Below are 23,270 nucleotides of genomic sequence, written 5' to 3'. Positions count from 1 at the left end.
CGATCTTCTCCTGTGTGTCGTGCGCAAGGTGGGCCAATGAAACTGGCGGCAGTGTACGGAGCGCCAGACCGGAAGGCAAGGCGAGAAAAAGCGGCGCGGGCGGGGATACAACGGCGGGGTAAGCGACGAGCTGAGCAGCGGGCTGAGTGGTGGGCTGATCAGCAATGCAGGCGGCGGCATCCGGAATGCCGCCGCCGTGTGTGACGGGCGCTCAGTGCTTGCCGACGCCTTCGAGAATCAGATCGGCCAGCCGCGTGTAATTGCCGTCGAAGTGGTGCCCCCCCGGCATTTTGACGATCTGCACACGCTTGGGGTCGAGGCCGGGGCAATTGCTGTCGTCCTCGTCGGCACCGTACACGCACATCGCCAAGCCATCGGGCAGGCGTTCGACCTCCGGGCGGATCGGCAGACCGTTCTGGCTGGACATCACCCAGTTGGTCATGCGGAATTCGAAGTCGGCCTTCTGCCCCAGCCCCATCAGCACGAGCAGCGCCACGCGCTCCTTGCTGACCGGTGGCATGCGGTTGACCATGAACGGCAGCACGTCTGCCCCTTGCGAATAACCGATGAGAATCACGCGCTTCTTGTTCCAGCGTGTCTGATAGAAGCGCACCAGCCGGTCGATATCGAGCGCGCCCGAGGCGGGTGTGCGCGCCGACCAGAAGTAGCGCAGCGAGTCGATGCCGACCACCGGCAGGCCGTGCGCGGCGAGCGCCCCGGCAACATCGCGATCCAGCCCGGCCCAGCCGCCATCGCCCGACAGCAGAATCGCGAACGCATCGGCCATGTTGGCCGCGGGCTTGCCCGTCGCGGCGACTTCGATCACCGGCAGGTCGGCCACGGCGGCAGGCGGGCGCACCGTCCCCGCCACGTGATGGGCATTGAGCCGCTTGAACGCGTTCTTGTATTGCGTGGCCCAGTCGGCCAGTACCGGCGTGTTCCCGCCCGGTGAGGCGTCGGCGCCATCGCTCTGGCTGCCGAGACTGCCCGCCAGACCGCCCACGACCCAACTGGCGTTCGAGGCACGCGCGACAAAGCCTTGGGCGAGACGATCCGAACAACGCGGCGCACGCGCGACCGGGTTCCCCGCCGGGCCGCTCATGGCCAGCCACGGCGCCCCCAGCGCGGGGGCCGGCAGCAGACGCATCGGCGCGCCGCCGGCGGTATGCGTGATGCCGCGTCCGAAATGCACGCCCTCGCCCTGACACAGCGGCTTGGCCATCGGCAGTACCGGGCAGAAGTCGACCGAGAGCGCACCGGAGAAGGTTTCGCTCTTGGCCTGCGCGAGCATCGCGTAAGCGAACGTCCCGCCGACGCCATCGCCAACAAGAATCGGCGGCGTGTAGCCGGGCAGCTTTTCGTAGGCTTCGAGGAAGCGGCCGAAGTTGTCCAGATCGCCCGACGGGAAGACACACGCGCCGTCATCCTTGGTGAAGTTCGCCATCAGCCGGGCCGTGTCGATGCCTGCCACGATGGCCCCGGTGTCGACGAGCGCGCGCGCCATGCGCTCGGCACGCGGCGTCCAGCCGTCGTCATCCGAGAGAAACAGCACCGTGGCATTCGGCTCGCCCGCCGGCCGGAAGACCGGCACGTTTTCGAACCGGCCATGCGAGATGACTTCCGTGGCGGCGCCGCGTGACGCCGCAGCACCGGCCGCCGCAGCCGCAGCGGGCGCCATGACCGGCGCGGTGACGCTGGAGGCGAGCGATGGCGGCACGGCGACCGGGCCCGCCTTCGGGGCAGGCTTGAGTACGTTGCGCGCCTTCGCCGCCTGTTCCGCCGAGCGGGCAGACGCGGCGGACGCGAGATCGGCATGCGTGACTGTCTGCGACGATTGGGGCGATGGAGCCGATTGCGCCGATTGCGCCGGCGTCTGTGCGTTTGCCAAACCGCTCACGGCGCTCACGGTCAGCGGCAGAAACAATGCCGCAGCCAGCCAAACACCACGTCCGCCGCCCGTCTTCATCCCTGCCGTCGCCATTGCGCGGTGTTTCCGTTGCGAGCAATCCGTTCGATCCTTTCGGTCCATTCGATCTGTCCGATCCGTCATTTCGTAATCATCCCCTTCCAGCCGCCCCCGACAAGCGCCGCCACGTCGGCGAGCGTGAGCATCGGCGCGAGTCCGCCCGGCGTCATCAGATAGCGCGCCTCCCATTGCGGATCGAATTTGTCCTTGAAGCTGCGCAGACCACGGAAGTTGTAGAACCGCGCCCCGTGCGCAAACATCATTCGTCCGAAGCGATGCCAACGCGGCGCGAGCTGGTGCGTCACCATGCCCGACATCGGCGCCATGCCGAGCCCGAAGCGCTGATAGCCCTGCGCCTTGAAGTGCAGCATCAGATTGGCGAACAGAAAGTCCATCGTTCCGGCGGGCGCATCCGGCACCTGACGCATCAGGTCGATGCTCGCCTCGATGCGCTGCACGTCCGGACACATCAACGTCGCAAACGCGACCAGCCGCCCTTCGCGCCGCACGAGCGCCACCGGTTGCCGTGCCACGTAGGCGTCGGTGAACGCCCCCAACGAGAAGGCCTTCTCACGGGTGTGCTGTCGCGCGAGCCACGCGTCGGAAACCGCTCGCATCTCAGGCAAATGTGGCGGCACATCGGCGGGGGCAACGATTTCCAGCGAGAGCCCTTCGCGCTCGCCGCGTGCCACGCCGTGTCGCAAATTCGCGCGGCGCGAGCCTTGCAGACCGAACTCGGGCAACGACACGAACGCCTCCTCGCCCAGCTTGTACGCACGCAATCCCGCATCGATATAGAGCGGCAGCGCCTGCGGACGTGTCTTGTAAAACGCCGCACGCCCGCCGTGCGAGTCCGCCAGTTCGATGAAGCGCCAGATCAGCTCCGGCCATTCCTTCTGGTCTCCCACCGGGTCGGCGAGCGACACCCACGAGCGCCGATGCTTCGCATACATGATGAAAGCGTTGCCCGACGGCGAGAACAGGAAGCTCTTGTCGCCCATGAGCGCGAGGCAGGCGTCGGCGGCCGGCTGCTTCTGAATCACCGCCCTCGCACGCGCCAACTCTTCTTCACTCGCAGGCACCATCGCCCCGGCCGACTGACGCAGCAATTGCCACAGCGACAGGCCCAGTCCGATGACGGCGACCACCATCAGCGCCCGCATCGAGCGCGGCGCATCGCCATCGAACGTGAATTGCCACCAGAGTTGATTCGCGTAACCCACGCGCCGGTACGACATGAACATCAGCCATGTACACGCGCCGAGTACCGAGAGCACCGCGATGATCCAGCCCGGTTCGAACGTCTGCGTGAAGAGCGACGAGCGCCGGTCGAACTGTTTGCGCGAGACCAGCAGCAACGTCGCCAGCACGGCCAGCACGAAGCACTCCGACAACGCGATGCCTTTCGGAATCGCGAGTACTGCCGCCACAATCGTCAGGCCGAGCGAGCCCCACCACGCGGCGTCCAGCCGATGCAGCAGGCCACGCGCGAGAAACAGCATCGCCAGCCCGGCCACGCTGCCCAGCAGGTGCGAAACCTCGACGAGAAACAACGGCACGTGCTGGCGCAGGAAGTCTTCGGCATCGCGCGTGGCGGGCGTCACGCCGGAAATCAGCAACATGACGCCGGCCACGAGCGTGAGCGCCGCCAATACGCCGGGGAAGAGCCGCACGGCCGCACGCCCGATGGGGGCCGCCGGACTTTGCCGGAATTCGAACCACGCCAGCAGGCAGGCCGCGAGCATGAGCGGCAGCAGATAGTAGATGCCGCGATAGAGCACCAGTGCCCCGGCCACCTGACTCACCGGCGCATGTCCGTTGGTGGCGAGCAAAATCACCGCCTCGAACACGCCCACGCCGCCCGGGACGTGGCTGAGCACACCCAGCGCCATAGCGATGGCGTAGAAGACCACAAACGTGGGTAGATCCACCACCCCGGCGGGCAACAGGCACCACAGCGCCGCAGCGGCCATGCCGAGATCGGCGGCAGAGATCAGGAGTTGGCGCAACGCGAGACGCAGCGGCGGCAGCGGGATATCCCAGCGGCCGAAGAGCGCCACCGTGCGCTTGCGCGCGCACAACGCGAGGAACCAGCCCGACCCGGCGAGCAGCAACAGGGCCGCCAACTGCAACATCCACGCGGGCACCGGCACCAGTGCAGAGACGCGCGACGCGCCCCACAACATCCCCAGCGAACCGAAGACCGTCATACCTAAACCGAACGCACCCGCGTTGAAGGCGACTGCCTGCGCGACCTTCGAAGCATCGACGCCGGCCGCCGCATACATGCGCATGCGCACGGTGCCGCCAGTCAGCACGCCCAGCCCGACGGAATTCCCCAGCGCATAGGCGATGAACGACGTGAGCATGACCGTCGAGCGCTTGACGGTCGCGCCCGCGAACCGCAGGCCGGAGATGTCGTAACCGGTGAGTGCCGCGTAGCTCGCGAGGGTTGCCAGCATGGCAAGCACGAGCCGTGTCACAGGGGTGTCGTGAATCGCGGCGATAACGTCGTCGTAGTGCACGTGACGCAGCATGTGATGCAGCGCGTCGAAGACGAAGAGTCCGAGCAGGACGACCCCGGCCGTGATCAGCCAAGGGCGTGCGGCGCTCCACGGCAACTGGCGCACCCAGCGCCATCGTTCGGGTAGCGCCATTACAGCAGCAGAATCGGCGGGCCGGCTCGGGCGCGCGCGAGTAGGTTCAGTCATGTATCGGTCGATCCTTCGGCCGGTACGACGCCATCAGACGCCGCCCCTAGGGCCTGTGGGCGAGTCGGAGCCAGTAGCCGATAGATTACACCGCGAAACGTGACAGGTCTTGTCGGTGTGGCGCTGACAGATCGACTCGGTAAGCCGCAAAGCCTTATCAGACGGGCATTTGCGGAGGTTGTCTCGCAAGACGAGAGAGTTCTCGGCGTGCAATAGCGACTACGCGTCGGCCGCCGCGCCCGAGTCTTCGGGGCTGGGCGGCTGCGATTGCGTTTGGCTATGGGTGATTTTTGGCGATATGTGCAACTTAATGTAAAATGCGGGCCTTTTGCTAGGTATTTACACGAAGTTTTTCTAGACTTCGATCAACATTGAAGAGCGCCGCAAAGCGGCAAGTGCGCACCCCGAACCATTCCGACTCCGAAGAGAGTTGAGTTGATGTCCATCGGATCGTGCGCGGGGGGAATTAACAATGTACGTCGTTCGGCACCGCCGGGCGGCAGGGGCACGTTTGACCACGCATGAGGCGTTGCGTTGCATGTCGCGCGACGTGTTGTGCGGCGTATCGCGTATCGGCGCGCGTTTGACGCGTGTTGCCGATGTTGGCGATACGACCGATGTGAAACCGCGCCAGTCCTTCCGGGGTCTGGTGGCGGCCGCGCTGATTGGCGCGGCGACCCTGCTGACGGCAGTCAATGCGCTTGCGCAGAACAATTCAGCGGCGGCAACAACCGCCAGCAGTGCCAACAGTGCCTCCAGTGGAGCAGGCGCTGTCGTTGCACTGCCCTCGACCGGTGGCTCGGTGCCCATTACACCGGCCGTGCCGATCGGGCAGTCGACCATCACGCAGGGCGTGGCGCAACTCAAAGAGCGCTACAACCTGTCGCACGTCTGGCTGCGCTCGGAAACCGATGGCGGCGCGCCGCTCGAAGCGGCCACGCCGGGCGACGACGCCTCGCGGATGCTGCCGGTGGCCAGCCTGTCGAAATCGGTCACCGCCATCGGCATCGCGCTGCTCGTGCAGCAGGGCAAGCTCTCGCTCGACGCCAAGCTGGGCGAGCTGCTCGACGCCTATTCCAAGGAACACGGCAAACCGCTCGACCCGAGCCTTCGCGACCTGAGCGTGCGGCGTCTGCTGGCGCATCGCGCCGGTCTCGCGACCAATGGCTACAACGACCCCGTCAACGGGTTGTATAGCGGGCTGGCGATTCGTCGTGTGGGCGGCAGCTCTGACTTCTTCAACTATCTCGATGCGGGCGACGCCGGTCACTCCACGGGCAAGACCGACTTCGTCTATTCGAACGTCTCGTACCTGCTGCTGGGGATGGTGATCGAAGCCGTGTCGGGCACCGACTACAAAGATTTCTGCGAGAAGAACATCTTTGGCCCGCTCGGCATTGCCGACGCAACGCTGCCTGAAAGCTGGCGGCTTCTGGCGCCGTTCGCGGGCTGGCAGATGTCGACCTCGGCACTGCTCAAGGTGTGGCGCGTGTTCGACATTCGCCGTCCGAGTCTGCTGACCGAGAAGACACTGCGCGCGATGCTGCTCGACAAGCAGGCCGGGCCAATCAATCCGGATCGCGACATCTTCTACACGCTGGGCGTGTTTCTCGTGCCCGGTTCGGGAGATCGCAGTTACCGGATCAGCCACGACGGCATCGCCGACTTCTTCCGCACGCAGTCCACCTACTACACGGTGGTCGAAAAGACGGTGCCGGGAGATAGCTGGGCGCTGGTGGTCTCGCCAATTCCGCCGCGCGGGCAATTCGGCGCGATTCAGCGCGACGTGCGCAAGATCATTCGACAGGCGCGTCTGGTGCCGTGATTTTGCGGCGGCGCGGTGTCTTCGGCGGCACCGCTGCATCGCTCACGCCGAAGTCGACGGCGAGCGTCCCCGCAATCAGCGCGCGCTTTTGCGTGGCACTCAACTGCTTCACCCGATACTCCGCGCGCGACGCTGCGGAGCGGTCCGCAAAATCCATCGACAACAAAATGCCCGACGGCGGGTGGGCGCGTGTGAAGCGCGCCCCTTTACCCGCCACGTGTGCGGCGTAGCGCGCCTGAACATCTACCGTGATACCGGTGTAGATGCGCCCGCCCGCGCACTCGAGCAAATAGAGAAACCACGGTTTGGGGGAGGGTGTGCCGGTCATGCCTTCGTCTTCCCCTCACGCGTGAATTCGCGCGGCGACACGCCCAACGCGCGCCGGAACATGGCCGAGAACGCAGCCGGGTTCGCATAACCCAGACGTGCCGCAACGCTTGCCACCGGCACGCCGCGCGCAATCCAGTCGACAGCCCGCGCCAGTCTCACCTGCTGCCGCCACGTGCCGAAACTCGTCCCGAGTTCCGTGCTGAACAAGCGCGCGAGTGTGCGCTCCGAGGCCCCCACTTCCGATGCCCATTGCGCCAGCGACCGATCGTCATCGGGTTGTTCCATCAACGCGTCGCACAGCAGCCGCAAGCGCCGGTCGGTCGGCATCTGCAAATCGAGCGAGACGGGCGGCGCGACGCGCAACTCTTCAAGCAGTAAAGACGTGATCAACCCATGGCGGCGATCCGTCACTGGCATATCGCCTGCCAGCGCTGCCGCCAGATCGCGCATCAGCGGCGATGCTTCGATCACCACGCACCGGTCAGCCGGTAGCGGCGACGCTTCGGGCCACAGATACAACGCATAGAACTCGGCGACGCCCAGTGCCGCCACTTCATGCAGCATTTCCGCCGGCACCCACGCCGCGCGAAAGATCGGGGCGATCAGACTGGTGTTGCCTGCGTTAATGCGCAGGCCGCCACGCAGCGGAAAGATCAACTGTCCCCACGGGTGACGGTGCGATTCGATGAGCGCGTCAGCGGGCGGCGTGCGCAGATGCGCGATGACCGGCACGTCGGCGCTCGGCGCGGTGCGCGGCATCGGGAAGAAGTTCGGGCGCGCCGCTGAGGCGCGCGGGGGGCGTGGCATATTCGCGTTGGTATTTGTCCGGATCGGGGTGACGTAGCCCCCGATGAGTCGCTAGGATACGGCATGCCCGCGCCGACGCAAGCCACTGTGCCATCGCGGGCGGCAATACCGAGCAATACCTAGCAATACCGAGCAACACCGATTCTCTGGCCCATCATCAAAACGACAAGCGCCATGACCAATGCTTCGCCGCAACACTCGCCCGTCCCCCCGCCCCGTCCTGCGGAAACCCTTCGCCGCGATCGCCTGAAAGCGCAGGCCCGCGCCCTCTCCGGCTACGGCGTCTATATCCTGCTGGCGCTCGCGCTGTGGGCCGCCAGCCACGGCAGCACCACGCTGGGTCTGACGCCGACCGCCGCGCAGGCGGCCGTGCTCGTGCTGTTCACTATCGGCGCGTGGGCGTTCGGGCTGTTCCCCGAGCCGATCACCACGCTGACCTTCTTTCTGCTGGCGGTGTTGCTGCACGTCGCGAAGCCCGAAGTCATCTTCGCGGGCTTCCACTCGGCAGCGTGGTGGCTGGTGTTCGGCGGCGCCGTCACCGGCATTGCCGTGCGCACAACCGGCCTCGGCACGAAACTCGCCGCGACGCTCTTCGCGCTCAAGCGCCCGACATACCCGCGCTATGTCGCGTCTGTGATGGTCGCGTGCGTAGGCCTCGCGTTCGTGATGCCTTCCACGACCGGCCGCATCTTGTTGCTCATCCCCATCGTGCTGGCACTCGCCGATCGCATCGGACTCACGGAGGGACGACGTGGCCGCACCGGGCTCGTCATGACCGTCGCTGCCGCCAGCTATATGCCGCCCACGACGATCCTGCCCGCCAACATTCCCAATAGCGTGCTGATGGGTGCGGCTGACTCGTTCTACGGTGTGAAGCTGCACTACGCGCCGTATCTCTTGCTGCACTTTCCCGTGCTCGGCGCGCTCAAGGCCGTGATTCTGGTGTGGGCGATCTGTCGCCTCTTTCCCGATAACGGTCCGCTCGAGAACACGAAGGACGCCGTCGCACCGCCGCTGTCGACCGATGCGCGGCGCTTGTCGGTCTTGCTGGCGCTGGCGCTTGCCGGCTTCGCCACCGACGCATGGCACGGCATCTCGCCCGCGTGGATCTCCGTCGCTGCGGCCATCATCTGCTTGCTGCCTGCCATTCACATCGTCACGCCGAAGACCTTCACCGAGCAGATGCACATCACGCCGTTGATCTACGTGGCGGGCTTTCTCGGCATGGGCGCGGTCGTGGCAGACACCGGTCTGGGGGAAAAACTCGCACGGTTATGTCTCGACGCCGTCGGCATGGTGCCGGGCACACCGGTCATCAATGCCGCGTGGTTGATCGCCATCGGTGCGGCCATCGGCCTGGTGGCCACGTTACCGGGGCTGCCGGCGGTACTCACACCGCTTGCCGGACAACTCTCTACCGCCAGTGGCCTGCCGCTCTACACCGTGCTGATGTTGCAGGTGCCGGTGTTCTCCACAGCACTGCTGCCGTACCAGAGCCCGCCGATGATGATCGCCATGCATCTCGGGGGCGCCACCATGCGCGACGGCACGCGGCTGACCGTCGTCATGACCGTCATCACGCTGGTGCTGCTGTTCCCGCTCGATTACCTCTGGTGGCGCGTGCTCGGCATGCTGCCCTGAACCCTGAATCGTCGTGAGTCCTGAATATCCATAACGTGCGAAGGGCTGCGTTGGCACGAGGCTTGCATGACATCTCGTGTAGTCCGTGTGACACCACAACGCAGCGCACGTTTGGGAGATCGTTCATGGCAGCACCGGAGAGAATCGTCGAGTTGGCCCACAGCGTTAAGAACATTGCCGACGACAAGATCGCAACCATCGCCCACATCACCCGGGAGACCAAGTACCTCGCGCTCAATGCGCTCATCGAAGCCGCTCGTGCGGGCGACGCGGGACGGGGATTCGCCGTCGTCGCCAACGAAGTGAAACATGTCTCCGAGCGCATCACGACGATTGCCGGGGATCTGACGACTGAGCTGGCCGGCTCGCTAACCGAGCTATCGGCGCTGGGCGACAGCATGATCGGTCAGTTGGAACAGCATCGCGGGCAGCGTCTGGCCGACCTTGCGCATCACATGATCGAGATCATCGACCGCAACCTCTACGAGCGCTCATGCGACGTGCGCTGGTGGGCCACCGACGCGGCCCTCGTCGATGTTCTGAGCGAGCCATCGCCTGAAGCGGCGCGCCACGCGTGCCGACGCCTTGGCGTGATTCTCGACAGTTACACGGTGTATCTCGATCTCTGGGTGGCGGATGCCGACGGACGTATCGTCGCCAACGGCCGCCCTGATCGCTATCCCGGCGTGATCGGGTCTGATGCCGCGCGCCACCCGTGGTTTCTCAAGGCGATGAACACGCCGAGCGGTGCCGACTATGCCGCGTTCGACGTGCGTCGCGCAAAGCTCCTGCACAACGCCGAAGTCGCGACCTATGCAACGGCGATTCGAGAGGCGGGCGAAACGCATGGCGCGCCGCTCGGCGCGCTGGGGATCTTCTTCGATTGGGCACCGCAGGCGAAGGCCGTCGTGCAGGGGGTCCCGCTGCTGCCTGACGAACGCGCGCGCACGCGATGCCTGCTGCTCGATGCGGAGCATCGTGTGTTGGCGTCGAGCGATGGCGAGGGGATATTGCTGGAGCGCTTCAGTCTGCGCAGACCGCGCGACGGCGTGTCGGCATCGACCGGTTTCTATCACGCCGGGGATGCGGGAGAGGCAGACGAGGATGGCCTCGTCGGCTATGCGCTCACGCCGGGCTACGAGACTTATGAGGGATTGGGATGGTACGGCGTGGTGCAGCAATGGGACGACGACGCTGCATTGCGGGACATACGCACCAAAGGGGTGCTGTCCGCTTCGCCGGTGCCGGCATCGCTCGCGCATGATGCGTCGAACGCGGTAGCGTCCGAGATTGAGACTTCAACGCAGGCCCAGCGCTGGCTCGCTGCCTGAGCGACAAAATACCAGCCAACGGTCGCCGTCCTCCTCGCGCCAGAACGCCCCTTCGCGTTCAAGGACGGCGGCGAGCCGCTGGCGCGTGTCGCGCCGATGCGCATCGCCCACACCGGGCAGGATCATGCCGCGCACGTAGGTCACATGCGGCACCGTGCGCAGCAACATCCGGATCAGTCGACAGAAACGACGCACCACGAGTTCGCTGGTGGTGGCCTCCGGCCCGAGCCTGAAATCGGTGACCGTCAGCACGGTCCCGGCGGCCACCTTATCCAGGCGATGACAGAGCGACAGCACACCGTCGTCGACACGATGCCCCACCTCGACTCGCGTGCGCTCGCAGACTTCGACGTTGGCTGAAAAGCGATGGGTCCGGAAGAATGCCGCAACAGCGCGCTCGCAAGTTCTCATTGGGTTACCGAATGGACTCGTACATTTTGACGACCTGCTGCCCCCACATACTGAGCATTGCCTGAGACTTCTCGCGAATGTCTGCGCTGCTCGCCTCGATACGCTGACGCAGCCGATCGTTGGTACGGCGGGTCTCGTCGGTCAGCGAGGTTTCGAACTCGCCAAGCACATCGTTATCGCGTCCTGCAAACGACTCGTTGTTGGCTTTGAAATCAATGCCGTGTTTGATCGTCGTGCCCATACCGTTCGTAATATCGCTGCCGATGCGTGCGATATCCCCCATGCCCTTGAAACCGGCCACCGCGCCACCGGCGCCTCCGACCAGCGAAAAGAGACCGGCACCCAGACCGCCGCCCGCTGACGACATCCCCGAGCTGTAGTGCTTCTTGTTGGCGTTGTATTTCTCCTGCCGCGCGGTTTGCGCCCGCTCGAACACGATCACATCGTGACGGGTGCGAAACGACTGATCGACGTTGCGCTCTTCCGTGCGCATCGTGACGAAGAGCTTGTGCAGCATGCGCAGCAGTGCAAGACCGTCCGGTTTGTCTCTGAGGGACGACGGTACCGGCGGGCGCTCGTCTTCGAGCGCGGTGTCGCGCTGAACCGAGGCTGCCGGTGATATCGAGGAGGTGCGAAGCGTCATATCAAACTCCATCATAAGAATGGCGTGGCATCTGCCACGCCCGATGAATCAAAAGCGGTGCGAATTCACGCCATGGACGCCGCGATGCGAATCCGCGTTGCGCCCGTTTGCTGCACCATCTGGCTAGCGGACGTCGCAACGTCGGCCTGTTGCTCGATCAGTGTCTCCATGCGCTTTGCATTGCGTTTCTTGTCGTCCCCTGTCATGTCCATGAGCGTTTGCAGCCACATCATGTCGACGCCGAGATTTCTCGCTTCGAAGTTCAGCTTCGCGCGTTGCATGCCGATCACGTTCTGACCGACAGCGTTGGCACCGACCAGCGTGCTGCGCACTGCGCCCGAGAGCGACCACGAGCCGCGCAACGCCGCCCGCCCCACTTCCAGACGCAATTGCGAACTGAATGAATTGCCCAGACTTTTCGCCGTGACGGCCTTGCCCTTCGCGACCTGTTTGGTCGCCGCCTTGACGACTTTCTTGAACGCGCGCTCGACCATCTGCTCGGTCATCTGTTGCGCAAATGTCTCCGCCATCCGATTGAAGCCCGCCTTGGCCAGCGCACGCGAGGTGCGCGTGCCGCTTTGCAGCAGCGATTTGCCAACGCGCTTGCCGATCTGGTCACCGATCACGAAGCTGACTTCGGACGACACGCGTTTCTTGATCGTATCGATGGCTGCCTTGTCGCCCGCCTTGATCGCCTGTTCGAGCGACTCGCCCGCAGCGCCCTTGAACACGCGGCCCGCTGTCTTCGTCACCGTGCGCGCGGCAAGCACCCCTTTGAGCGACGTACCGAAGCCCACCACGGCGCCGATGATCTGAAACGCCATCTGCGCTTTGCCCCACTTCTCGGCCTGCTGCTCGTGGTAGCCCGCGTTCTTGGGATCGACCAGCGCCATCGTTTTGTGGAACGCAGCACCGAGACCCGCGATGCCCGCGCCAAGATCGGCGACACCGCCCGCAATCAGCAACGGGTTCATCGTCAAGACGCCCGTCACCACTTTGACGGCACCCACGACCGTCTCGACCGCGGCCACAATCCAGTCGAACACGGCCCCGAAGACGCCGCCCTTGCGCGCCTTGTTGGCATCTTCGGTGGCCTTGTCCATCTGCTCGCGAAACTTCTGGATATCTTCCTGGCGCAACTTGTCCTGACGCTCGGCGAGCAGCTCAAGCGCGCGTTGCGTCGATTTCGCCGTATCGCCCAGCGCTTCCATCGTGATCATCGAGGCCATCATGGCCATGGTCGATGGATCGAGTTGCTCCAACGCGGCAAGGTCTTGCGCACCGTGATGGCCCTGCGGGCGGAGGGCATCCGCTGCCAGACCGCTGCTGATCGAGAAAAGCTTCTGCAACAACCTGGCGAACGCGCCGTCCGCTTCTTTCGCGTCAACGTCGTTCGGCATGTCGGGCGCGAAGTCATCCGACGTGAGCCATTTGTCATGCTCGCGGCGCTTGCGCGCCGCATCCGCCTGCGCATTAGCGGGTGCGGTATCGGCGGCAGGGACATCGTGGACGTCCGTCGTCCGCAACGGGGCGATGCCGGCCCCTACCGAATAAATCGGAATCATGTTGTCTCCTGTCGTAGAGGAATGTCGAGGGCTTCGCACCTCGCGCTCGCCGAGCGGGCGAGCGTTGCATGTTGAGGTTCAGCAGCACACAACCGGAGCGCGGCGCGATATGCCTTGATGGCGAACTCCCGATTGCCGGCGCGCTCATAACTGAGCCCGGCAAGATAAGGGGCGCGAGGGTCCGACGCGCGGATCACCCCGGCCTTCGCAAAACAGGGCAATGCCTGCTCGTGCTGACCGAGACGCTGATAGCAAAGTCCCAAGCCGAACCAATCATCGAACGACCACTGATCCAACGTGGTCAGCACGAAATACACCCGTTGGGCGGCCGCGACTTTTCCTTCCGTGAAGCGCTGACACGCATGGGCACGCACACGAGCGATATCGGCCTCATCAAGATCGGCGAGCATGCGCAGCGCGCCGCCTTGCTCGAAAAACCTCGCAAAGATCGCCTCGGCGTCTTCTGCCGCAGGCTCCGAACGCGACGCCGCCCCGGGTGCGATGCCGCTCACGTGCGCAACGATCCGTTGATCTGGTTGAGCTGCGAGCCTTGCGAACTGATAATCGTGTTCACCAGCGTCGATGCGCCGTTGTACTGCTGAAGTGTCTTGTTGATTTCGATCTGATCGACGGTGCGGCTATCGGAGGCTTGTTCGCCGAAACCTTCAGCAGCAGCCTTCAGCGCGCGCAAATGTGCGGCGTTGTAATTGCCGTTGCCGCCGGACGGCGTTTTATCGTTCGCGCCTCGCCCCTCCCATTGCCGCATCGTCTTCTTCGTGCCGTCATCGCTGGTCGTAATTTCTATGTTGTATTTATCGAAGAAGCTTCGAATGCCTGCACCGACCTCCACCTTCTTCGCGTTATCCGAGCCGACATCGTTGATCAGCTTCTCGATCTGATTGGCCGCTTCGCGGGCTTCTCGGCCTTGTGCCTGACGCTTCTTCATTTCCTGAATCTTGTAGTTCGCGTCTTCGGCGCCGGCTTCCATCATCATCGTGCCGTACTGCGCCAGCAGTCCGTGAAAGTCGAGCTTCACTTTTTCGCCCGCGCCTTCGTAACCGCGCAGGTCGCGCTTGATTTTTGACTCGGAGATGAAGCTCGGATTTGAGATAGGCGTAGCCATTGATTTATTTCCTTAAGCAAGAGATGAACTTCAGATGTTTTGCGTGATTGACTTCAACGTCTCGCGCAGACGTGTCTGGGTGCCGTTGGCCAGCGATAACGTGGTCTCGTAGAACATGAGCAACCGCTTGACCTCGACTTGATCCTGCGTTGCGGCGCCCCCGGCGAACGACACCGCTTCGAGGTCCGCTTTCAGGCGTCGCAGCGCTGGCGCATCGAACGGTGCCGATGCCGCTTCGGCAGAGATCAGATCGTGCCGGGTGGCAAATTCACGCAGCGCCGGCGGCAACGATTGCGTTTGTGTGGCGCTCGCCAGCAAGCCGTCGCAGACCTTTGCGTAATCACGCGCGCTGCGTGCCGCATCAAGTCTGGCAATCAGCAGCGGCAACGCCGACGTCGAGTGCGCATGCACTTCGATCAATTGGTCCCGCGCCCGCAGAATTACCGCCTTCAGCAAATTGCCGTCGGCATCGTCGATCTGCATATCTGCGATTTCATACGCCGAGATTTTTGACATCCCGGCAAGCCCGTCTTCAAGACGCGTGCCGGACACTCGGGGAATAGCGCTCCACATCGTTGCCTCCCGGTTCAGGCGCGCGGCGCAGACGGCACGCGCTTCGCCGACTGACGCACAGGTTGCTTCGATTGCACAGGCAGCGTTTCGGGGGCATCGGCTTTCAACTTTTCGATGGCATGCGCCAGCGCACCGCTCATGCGCTGAATCTCACGTTCGTCACGTTGAAAGGCCACGCTTTCGACCAGCGCAGAAAGTCGCTGAAGTTTTTCGCGGGCTTCGGGGGTGTTGGCCGCTTCGAGACGAGCGACCTCGTCGAGCATCGTCTGATATTCCTGCATGTGACGATGCAGCTTGCGACCCGCCAGTTGCATCTCGGCGCAGGCGCGCTCGTACTGGCGAATGACATCGTCCTGCGACGCCGAGCCACTTTCGGCAGACGAGAGCGGTGGCGTTTGAGGGACCTGCGATGACTCGGACATTGAAGTGCCTCCGTACGTAGATTGGTGCTGTTAGAAACAACACGTGCATCGTACGGAGGCGTCACTGACGTGACTTCTCAAACTGCGACTTTGCTCCCGGGAAGCGGATAGGCTTCAGTGCTTTCCCATGTCACGCGTGTCATGTTCACCGCATTGCACGGTGACGACTCGCGCGCAGACCCCGCGATCAGCGCACACCAAACCCGCCACCGCCCGGCGTTTCCACCACGAAAATGTCGCCCGGTTGCATTTGCGTGCGGCCAATGTGGCCCAGCGCTTCGCGGGTGCCGTCCGAGCGCTCCACGTAATTTGCGCCCAGCGCGCCGACCTCGCCGCCCTGCGCACCGAACGGTGCGTGCACGCGATTGTTTGACAGGATCGATGCCGTCATCTGCGTAAGGAAGCGAATGCGCCGCACAGCGCCGTTGCCGCCGTGCCAACGTCCTGTCCCCCCCGAGCCTGCGCGAATACGGTGGCTTTCCAGCCGCACCGGATAGCGCCACTCAAGCACTTCTGGGTCTGTCAGTCTCGAGTTCGTCATATGGGTCTGCACGGCGTCCGAGCCGTTGAAACCGTCGCCTGCACCGCTGCCACCGGCGATGGTCTCGTAGTACTGATATGTCTCGTTGCCGAAGGTGAAGTTGTTCATCGTGCCCTGACTCGACGCCACACGGCCCAGCGCCCCGTACAACGCGTTGGTGATGGCCGACGACGTTTCCACGTTGCCCGAGACCACCGCCGCCGGATACGCCGGGTTGAGCATCGACCCGCGCGGCACGATCACAGTCAGCGGTTTCAGGCAGCCTGCATTGAGCGGAATGTCGTCGTCAACCAGCGTACGGAACACGTACAGCACCGCCGCCATACACACCGCACGCGGCGCGTTGAAGTTGTTCGGCAACTGGTCCGATGTTCCCGTGAAGTCGATGGTCGCGCTGTGCGTTGCGGCATCGACGCGAATCGTGACGTCGATCACCGCGCCGTTATCGAGCGGATAACGATAATGCCCGTCGGCGAGCGCGCCAATCACTCGGCGCACCGCCGCTTCAGCGTTGTCCTGCACGTGCCCCATATACGCGAGCACCACGTCGCGGCCGAACTCGTTCACCATGCGGCGCAGTTCATCCACGCCTTTCTGGTTGGCTGCAACCTGCGCGCGCAGGTCCGCCATGTTCTGATCGATGTTGCGCGCGGGGTAACGTGCGCCAGCGAGCAGCCCGCGCGTTTCGCGATCACGCAGCACGCCGGCGGCCACCAGTTGCCAGTTGTCGATGAGCACGCCCTCTTCTTCGACATGCGTCGAGTCCGGCGGCATCGACCCGGGCGTAATACCGCCGATGTCGGCATGGTGGCCACGCGAGCCCACGTAGAACAACGGCTCGCCCTCGCCCGCCATGAACACCGGCGTGATCACCGTGACGTCCGGCAAATGCGTGCCGCCGTGATACGGATCGTTAAGCATGAAGACGTCGCCGTCACGCATCGCGCCGCGATTGCGTTCGATCACCGTGCGAATGCTCTCGCCCATCGACCCCAAATGCACGGGCATGTGCGGCGCGTTGGCAATCAGGTTGCCTTCCCGGTCGAAGAGCGCGCACGAGAAGTCGAGGCGCTCCTTGATGTTCACCGAGTACGCCGTGTTTTGCAGCCGCAGCCCCATCTGCTCGGCGATCGACATGAACAGGTTATTGAAGATTTCCAATCGCACCGGGTCGGCCTGCGTGCCCAGACCGCGTTGTGATTCGCGCGGCACCACGCGCGTCAGAATCAGATTGCCCTGCGCGCTCATCTGCGCCTGCCACCCCGGCTCGACCACCGTCGTACCGCTCTTCTCGGCGACGATAGCGGGTCCATCGATGGTGTCACCAGCGAGCAACGTATCGCGTGCGAACAGCGCCGCATCGCACCACGCGCCGCCCGCGTAGTGCTTCACCTGATCGATCGGTTGCGGTGCACCGGTAGTGCGAGCCGCCAGCGGCGTGATATCGACAGGGGCGTCCGAGTGACCGATCGCTTCGACCGACGCCACTTCGACAATCAGCGCCGCGCCATCCATCAGGAACGAATAGCGCTGACGATAAGCCGCTTCGAAGGCGGCGCGCATTTGTTCGACATCGCCAAACGGGACGGCGATGGCCGAGTCCGTACCTGCATAGCGCACATGCACGCGACGCACGGTTTCAATGCGCGACGGCGGGACACCCTGCGCGAGCAGACTGTTCGCCGCTTCGTCGGCGAGCGCACCGAGTGCGTCTTCCAGTGCTTGCAGACCATCGACGGAAAGCGGCGCTTCGATCATGCGCTCGCGCATCGCCGTCTGATCGGCGAGCCCCATGCCATACGCCGACAGAACACCAGCCAGCGGATGCGCAAACACCTGCGTCATGCCCAGCGCGTCGGCCACGCCGCACGCATGTTGACCACCCGCACCACCGAACGTCGTCAGCACATAGCGGCTCACGTCGTGACCGCGTTGCACGGAAATTTTCTTGATGGCGTTGGCCATACTGCCAATGGCGATCTCGAGGAAGCCTTCGGCGAGTGCCTCAGGTGTCTGGCGGCGACCGGTGGCCTGTGCTATCTCCTTCGCCATCGCGGTGAATTTCTCGACCACAACCTCACGATCAAGCGCTTCGTTCGCATGCGGGCCGAACACCTTCGGGAAATGCGCAGGCTGAATCTTGCCCAGCATGACGTTGCAGTCGGTCACCGTCAGCGGTCCGCCGCGACGATATGCGGCCGGCCCCGGATTGGCGCCCGCCGAATCTGGCCCCACGCGCAGTCGCGTGCCGTCGAACGACAGCACCGAGCCGCCACCGGCTGCCACCGTGTGAATACTCATCATCGGCGCGCGCATGCGTACACCGGCGACCTGCGTCTCGAACACGCGCTCGAACTCGCCGTTGTAATGCGACACGTCGGTAGACGTGCCGCCCATATCGAAGCCGATGACGCGATCAAAGCCCGCAGCACTCGACGCGCGCACCATGCCGACGATACCGCCCGCCGGGCCGGACAGGATCGCGTCCTTGCCTTGAAAATTGTCGGCACGCGTCAAGCCGCCGCTGCTCTGCATGAATTGCAGATTCACGCCCGGCATCTCCTGCGCGACCTGCTCGACGTAGCGACGCAGAATCGGTGAGAGATACGCATCGACCACCGTCGTGTCACCGCGCGACACCAGCTTCATCAACGGTGAAACTTCGTGCGACACCGACACCTGTGTGAAACCCAGCTCGCGGGCGAGCGTCGCCAGTGCTTTCTCATGCGCTTGATAGCGATAGCCGTGCATCAACACGATGGCCAGCGCACGCACGCCCTTCGCATACACGGCTTCGAGCGCGCTGCGTGCGGCGACGAGATCCAGCTCCCGCACCACTTCACCTTGCGCGCCAACGCGCTCGTCGACTTCCACCACTTCCGCGTACAGCGCTTCGGGCAGCGCGATATCCAGATCGAACAACCGCGGACGATTTTGATAAGCGATGCGCAACGCGTCGCGAAAACCCTGCGTCGTAACCAGCGCCAGCGCTTCGCCTTTGCGTTCGAGCAGTGCGTTGGTGGCAACGGTCGTCCCCATCTTCACCATCTCGACTTGCGCCGGGGTAATGGGCTCGCCAGTCGACAGACCGAGCAGGTGACGGATGCCGGCAACGGCGGCGTCGCGATATTGCTCCGGGTTCTCCGAAAGCAGTTTGTGCGTCACGAGCGAGCCGTCGGGACGGCGCGCAACGATATCGGTGAAGGTGCCGCCACGATCAATCCAGAACTGCCAGCGCGGGTCGGTGGCGACGTTGTGTTGGGTAGCAGGCGTGAGAGCGTTCGTCATGGGGTCACTCGCAAAGCAATGGTCAAACAGGAAAAACCGATTTCACAATTTCACAGAGCGCACGTCTCCCATGCAGGCCCGCATGGCCATCGCCACGGGGCTGCACAGAATGGTGCGATCAGGGGAATGTGTTCAGGCGCGGCAGCGACGGCTGCCGCGGTGTTTCATCAAGCCGATGTGAGGTGAATGACCGAAGTCCTCACTGCGTTTTCAGTTCGAGCGAATCCAGCTCGCGGCCACGTGTCTCCGGCAGGGTGAGTGCCGCCAGAATCAGCACACCGTAGGCCGATGCCGCGAAGATGCCGATGGTCGTGCCCAGCCCGTACTGCTTGGAGAGCATGCCGATCAGGAAGGGAAACAGGGCACCCACTGCACGGCCGACGTTGTAGCAGAAGCCTTGGCCCGAGCCGCGAACGTTCGTCGGGAACAACTCGGTCAGGAAGGCACCCATGCCGCTGAAAATACCCGAGGCGAAGAATCCGAGCGGGAAGCCCAGCCAGAACATGGCGCTGTCGGTGAGCGGCAGCGACGTGTACGAGAACGCAATCACCATCGAGCCCACGGCGAACAGAATGAAGTTCGGTTTGCGGCCCAGACGATCGGTCAGATACGAACTCACCAGATAGCCGACCCACGAGCCGAAGATGATCATCGCAAGATAGCCGCCCGTGCCCATCACCGTGAGATGACGCTCGGTCTTGAGGAACGTCGGCAACCACGTGGTGATGGCGTAGTAGCCGCCCTGCGCGCCGGTGGTCAGCAAGGCCGCGCGAATCGTCGTGGAGAGCAGTTTCGGGCTGAAGATGGCCGCGAGTCCCGGTGCGTCGTCCGACTTCGCCTGTTTGGCCTTCTCCTTCTGATACACCTCCGGCTCCTTCACGTAGCGGCGGATAAACAGCACCAGCAGCGCCGGCAGCAAGCCAATCAGGAACAGCGCACGCCAGGCCAGTTCCGCCGGCATCAGCGAGAACAGCACCGCGTAGAGAATGGCGGTCAGGCCCCAGCCAATGGCCCAGCCCGACTGCACCAGCCCAACGGCCTTGCCGCGATCGCGAGCGCGGATCACTTCGCCGATCAGCACGGCACCAGCCGTCCATTCGCCGCCGAAGCCGAAGCCCATGAGCGCACGCGCTGCGAGCAGTTGGTGATAGTTCTGCGCGAGGCCGCACAGCCCGGTGAATACCGCGAACCAGAGCACGGTCAGTTGCAGCGTACGCACACGTCCGATGCGGTCGGACAGAATGCCGGCGACCCAGCCGCCGAGTGCCGACGCGAGCAGCGTGAGCGTGCCGATAAAGCCTGCGTCGGCGAGGCTGATGCCCCACGTGGCGATCAATGTCGGGATGACGAAGCTCAGCATCTGCGTGTCCATGCCGTCGAGCATGTAGCCGACCTTGCAGCTCCAGAACGCGCGCTTTTCAGTCGGTGTCGCGTCGCCGTACCAGCCGAACAGACTGCCGCCGGCGGGGGCCGGCGTGTCCGGCGCCGTGGCAGCAGCGGCTGCCGACGGGCTCGCGAGAGGGGTTTTGCTATCCATGAGAAGAAGACTCCGGTGATGTCCTGTCTTGCCGTGTGATGCCCTCGGGCCGCGCTCCGCGATGGGCGTGTTCGGTCGACGGCCGGCAGCAACTGCCCTGCCGACTTCCGTCATGGCGCGGTGTTCTTATGTGATGCGTGCTACGTGGTGCCTGATGCGGGGTGCGTGTCTTGCCGTCAGGAATTAGAAAACGGCGAGCGATGCGTTCGGGATATCGGTCATGAGCATGTAGCCCGGCTTGTGCGCGATGGCCAGCGGCAGCTTGGCGCCCATCAGCGCGGTTTGCGGCGTCACGCCGCAAGCCCAGTACACCGGCAGTTCGCCGTCGCGAATGGTCACGGCGTCGCCGAATTCCGGCCTCGACAAATCGGCGATACCCAGCTCGGCCGGGTCGCCGATATGAATCGGTGCGCCGTGCACGCCCGGAAAGCGGCTCGTGATCTGCACGGCGCGAATGGCGTCGGCCCCTTTCATCGGGCGCATCGACACCACCAGTTCGCCGCCGAATTTGCCCGCGCGCTGGTTGGCGATCTTCGTGCGATACATCGGCACGTTGCAGCCCTCCTCCACGTGACGCAGCGGGATGCCCGCCTTGGCGAGCATGTGTTCGAACGAAAAAGAGCAGCCAATCGCGAACACGACGAAGTCGCTCTGCCAGTACTCGGCCAGGTTGTCGACTTCACCGGCGAGCTTGCCGTCGCGATAGACGTTGTAGCCCGGCACGTCGGTGCGGATATCCACTTCGCGGCCCAGCGACGGCACATGCCATTGACCGGGCTCGCCCACGCCCAGCAGCGGACACGCCTTGGGGTTGCTCTGGCAGAAGCGCAGGAAGTCATGCGCGTACGCCACGGGAAGGATGGCGAGGTTGGCCTGTGCGAACTCGCCGCAATAGCCGGCAGTCGGTCCACGGAACTGGCCGCTGCGCACGGCCTGACGGAATTCGAAGGGCATGATCGTCTCGCGTTGCGAAGTGAAATCGAGCGGCGTGGCAGGGTGGTTCATGGCGGTCGGGCGAGTGAGCAACAATCCGGGGGCGATGCGTTGAAGTGCTTGGGGGGCGCATCGAATGGATGAAGCATAGAAAGAAAAAAATGTTGTCGCTAACGAGTTTTTCTACGCGTCGCCGTATAGAATTTCTTAACAATTTCGCGGGTTTTCCCGAGGTTTGCCGTCTTTCTTTTCTTCACAGCATGATCGCCATTGCGCGCACCGCGCCCCTGCCCCCCACAGGATTGCCGTGAACACTCGATTTCTCGAAACCTTCGTCACGCTGGCCAAACTGCGCAACTTTCGCGCCACGGCCGCCGCCTTGCACGCCACGCCCGCCGCCATTTCGCAGCGCCTGAAAGCGCTCGAAGACGAGTTGAACACCGCGCTGGTGGATCGCGAGAGCCGCGAGTTTCGCCTCACGCCCAACGGCGAATATTTGCTCGGCTATGCCAAGGCCGTGGTCGAAGCGGCCAAGCGCTTGCAAGCGGCCGCCTCAGGTGAAAGCACGACACGCGGACGCCTGCGTCTGGGCGTGATCGAAACGGTGGTGCATAGCTGGTTGCCGCATTACCTGCGACGGCTGGCCGCCGATTACCCGACGCTGGAAGTCGAGCTGACGGTCGATGTTTCCGTACAGTTGCAACGACGGTTGCTCGCCGACGAACTCGATCTGATCATTCGCGTGGAAGGCAGCGACGACAGCAGCGTGGTGTGCGACGCGTTAGCCAATTACCCGGTGCACTGGATCGCACGTACCGGCTTGTTTCCGAACACGCGCGGCGGACTCGCGAAGCAGGTCTTGCAGCACCCGATCCTCACCTACGGACGCGGCACCGCTCCGCATCGGGCGCTCGAAGATATCGTCGCAAAGCTGGCGGGCGTGCACGGCGTGCCGCTCTCCGAGACGCGCATCACGGGCTCGCCGTCGATTGCCGTCATCGTGCAACTGGTGCGCGACGGCTTCGGCGTGGCGGCAATACCGCGCCTGTTCGTGGACACGCTGATCGCGAATGGGGAAGTGGTCGAACTGCCGTTGCAGCCAGCGCCGCCGTCCATCGTCGTGTCGATGTCGCGGCGCGCCGATGCACCGTTGTTCGTGCACGGTGCGGCGACGGCAGCGCGCGCCGCGTGTGCGGAATACTGTCGCAAGAGCGACCGGCGGCTGGTGGAATTGTTGTGATCGTTGGCGGGATTAACCAAAATGCGCCAGCCGCGTGAGGAACGTGTAGTCGGCTTCCGTCGCCATGAGCGCCATCAACACGAGTAACGCGAGCGGTGGAATCAGGATCGCGTAGACGAGCGCCAGCCGCTCCCAGCGCATATGCATGAAGACCGCCACGATCAGCCCCGCCTTGGCGACCATCAGCGCGAGAATCAATCCCCATCGCAGATAGCCGTGCAGGTTCGCGTAGTCGACCAGATACGAGAACGTCGAGAGCACGAACAGCAGCCCCCACACTTTCAAGTAGATGCCGACCGGGTGTTGTTGTCCGGAGTGATCGTCGGATGCGGAGGCAGTTGCAGATGCCGTTGAGGAAGCAGCAGCGGGGTCCATGACAGGCC

Annotated in this window: 19 protein-coding genes; 4 read left to right on the top strand and 15 right to left on the bottom strand. The window is 64.0% G+C overall.

The window, feature by feature from the left end; translation table 11 throughout:
* Positions 1 to 211: 211 nt before the first annotated feature.
* Both CDV44_RS23775 and mprF read right to left on the bottom strand, forming a co-directional pair.
* Positions 212 to 1,981 carry a virulence factor family protein gene (locus CDV44_RS23775; RefSeq protein ID WP_170936088.1) on the bottom strand — a complete coding sequence of 590 codons (1,770 nt, stop codon included), beginning with the start codon at positions 1,979 to 1,981 and terminating at the stop codon, positions 212 to 214.
* A gap of 65 nt (positions 1,982 to 2,046) precedes the next feature.
* Positions 2,047 to 4,623 (bottom strand): bifunctional lysylphosphatidylglycerol flippase/synthetase MprF, encoded by a 2,577-nt coding sequence (gene mprF / locus CDV44_RS23770; RefSeq protein ID WP_249277693.1) that lies wholly within the window; start codon positions 4,621 to 4,623, stop codon positions 2,047 to 2,049.
* Positions 4,624 to 5,149: 526 nt separating this feature from the next.
* Between mprF and CDV44_RS23765 the strand changes: the two genes are divergently transcribed.
* Positions 5,150 to 6,502, top strand: a complete 1,353-nt coding sequence (locus tag CDV44_RS23765; protein ID WP_087691122.1) for a serine hydrolase — start codon at positions 5,150 to 5,152, stop codon at positions 6,500 to 6,502.
* Here the strand turns inward: CDV44_RS23765 and CDV44_RS23760 are convergent.
* On the bottom strand, positions 6,474 to 6,830 hold the full coding sequence (locus CDV44_RS23760) for a GIY-YIG nuclease family protein (RefSeq protein WP_249277688.1): 357 nt from the start codon (positions 6,828 to 6,830) through the stop codon (positions 6,474 to 6,476). The genes CDV44_RS23765 and CDV44_RS23760 overlap by 29 nt on opposite strands.
* Positions 6,827 to 7,639, bottom strand: coding sequence for an AraC family transcriptional regulator (locus tag CDV44_RS23755; RefSeq protein WP_087691120.1), 813 nt, complete (start codon positions 7,637 to 7,639; stop codon positions 6,827 to 6,829). Before CDV44_RS23755 ends, CDV44_RS23760 begins: the two co-directional genes overlap by 4 nt.
* Before the next feature lie 174 nt (positions 7,640 to 7,813).
* On the opposite strand from CDV44_RS23755, the gene CDV44_RS23750 reads away from it, so the two are divergent.
* Both CDV44_RS23750 and CDV44_RS28635 read left to right on the top strand, forming a co-directional pair.
* The gene (locus CDV44_RS23750) at positions 7,814 to 9,280 is read left to right on the top strand and encodes an SLC13 family permease (protein ID WP_087691119.1); all 1,467 of its coding nucleotides are present in this window, start codon (positions 7,814 to 7,816) and stop codon (positions 9,278 to 9,280) included.
* Positions 9,281 to 9,405: 125 nt separating this feature from the next.
* On the top strand, positions 9,406 to 10,611 hold the full coding sequence (locus CDV44_RS28635; RefSeq protein WP_087691117.1) for a methyl-accepting chemotaxis protein: 1,206 nt from the start codon (positions 9,406 to 9,408) through the stop codon (positions 10,609 to 10,611).
* On the opposite strand, the gene CDV44_RS23740 is transcribed toward CDV44_RS28635, so the two are convergent.
* The 10 genes from CDV44_RS23740 to CDV44_RS23695 all read right to left on the bottom strand — a co-directional run bounded on the left by CDV44_RS23740 (position 10,579) and on the right by CDV44_RS23695 (position 21,671).
* Positions 10,579 to 11,022, bottom strand: coding sequence for a hypothetical protein (locus CDV44_RS23740; protein ID WP_141118799.1), 444 nt, complete (start codon positions 11,020 to 11,022; stop codon positions 10,579 to 10,581). The two genes, CDV44_RS28635 and CDV44_RS23740, sit on opposite strands and share 33 nt — an antisense overlap.
* A 4-nt stretch (positions 11,023 to 11,026) precedes the next feature.
* Positions 11,027 to 11,665, bottom strand: coding sequence for a hypothetical protein (locus CDV44_RS23735; RefSeq protein ID WP_087691113.1), 639 nt, complete (start codon positions 11,663 to 11,665; stop codon positions 11,027 to 11,029).
* Between the two features lie 65 nt (positions 11,666 to 11,730).
* Entirely contained in the window at positions 11,731 to 13,230 is a 1,500-nt protein-coding gene (gene sctE / locus CDV44_RS23730) for a type III secretion system translocon subunit SctE (RefSeq protein ID WP_087691111.1), read from the bottom strand.
* On the bottom strand, positions 13,227 to 13,640 hold the full coding sequence (locus CDV44_RS23725; RefSeq protein ID WP_141118798.1) for a tetratricopeptide repeat protein: 414 nt from the start codon (positions 13,638 to 13,640) through the stop codon (positions 13,227 to 13,229). Before CDV44_RS23725 ends, sctE begins: the two co-directional genes overlap by 4 nt.
* Before the next feature lie 98 nt (positions 13,641 to 13,738).
* Complete coding sequence (locus CDV44_RS23720; RefSeq protein WP_087691107.1) at positions 13,739 to 14,353, bottom strand: hypothetical protein; 615 nt, start codon at positions 14,351 to 14,353, stop codon at positions 13,739 to 13,741.
* Positions 14,354 to 14,383: 30 nt separating this feature from the next.
* Positions 14,384 to 14,926, bottom strand: a complete 543-nt coding sequence (locus tag CDV44_RS23715; protein WP_141118797.1) for a hypothetical protein — start codon at positions 14,924 to 14,926, stop codon at positions 14,384 to 14,386.
* A 14-nt stretch (positions 14,927 to 14,940) separates the two neighbouring features.
* Complete coding sequence (locus CDV44_RS23710; RefSeq protein ID WP_087691103.1) at positions 14,941 to 15,348, bottom strand: hypothetical protein; 408 nt, start codon at positions 15,346 to 15,348, stop codon at positions 14,941 to 14,943.
* 187 nt (positions 15,349 to 15,535) lie between these two features.
* A complete protein-coding gene (locus CDV44_RS23705) occupies positions 15,536 to 19,177 on the bottom strand; it encodes a hydantoinase B/oxoprolinase family protein (protein WP_087691102.1) in 3,642 nt (1,213 codons plus the stop codon).
* 199 nt (positions 19,178 to 19,376) lie between these two features.
* Positions 19,377 to 20,714: an MFS transporter gene (locus CDV44_RS23700; RefSeq protein ID WP_249277687.1), complete on the bottom strand. Its 1,338-nt coding sequence runs from the start codon at positions 20,712 to 20,714 to the stop codon at positions 19,377 to 19,379.
* 183 nt (positions 20,715 to 20,897) lie between these two features.
* Positions 20,898 to 21,671: a putative hydro-lyase gene (locus CDV44_RS23695; protein ID WP_087691205.1), complete on the bottom strand. Its 774-nt coding sequence runs from the start codon at positions 21,669 to 21,671 to the stop codon at positions 20,898 to 20,900.
* A gap of 283 nt (positions 21,672 to 21,954) precedes the next feature.
* Here CDV44_RS23695 and CDV44_RS23690 point away from each other — a divergent pair, with 283 nt between their 5' ends.
* The gene (locus CDV44_RS23690) at positions 21,955 to 22,887 is read left to right on the top strand and encodes a LysR family transcriptional regulator (RefSeq protein WP_087691100.1); all 933 of its coding nucleotides are present in this window, start codon (positions 21,955 to 21,957) and stop codon (positions 22,885 to 22,887) included.
* 12 nt (positions 22,888 to 22,899) lie between these two features.
* Here CDV44_RS23690 and CDV44_RS23685 read toward each other — a convergent pair whose 3' ends face one another.
* Positions 22,900 to 23,262: a cytochrome C oxidase subunit IV family protein gene (locus CDV44_RS23685; protein ID WP_087691098.1), complete on the bottom strand. Its 363-nt coding sequence runs from the start codon at positions 23,260 to 23,262 to the stop codon at positions 22,900 to 22,902.
* Positions 23,263 to 23,270 lie beyond the last annotated feature (8 nt).

Source organism: Pandoraea sp. PE-S2R-1 (assembly GCF_002179865.1).
GTDB lineage: Bacteria > Pseudomonadota > Gammaproteobacteria > Burkholderiales > Burkholderiaceae > Pandoraea.
Note: the sequence above shows the minus strand (reverse complement) of the source record. Positions and strands in the feature narration are given on the sequence as shown.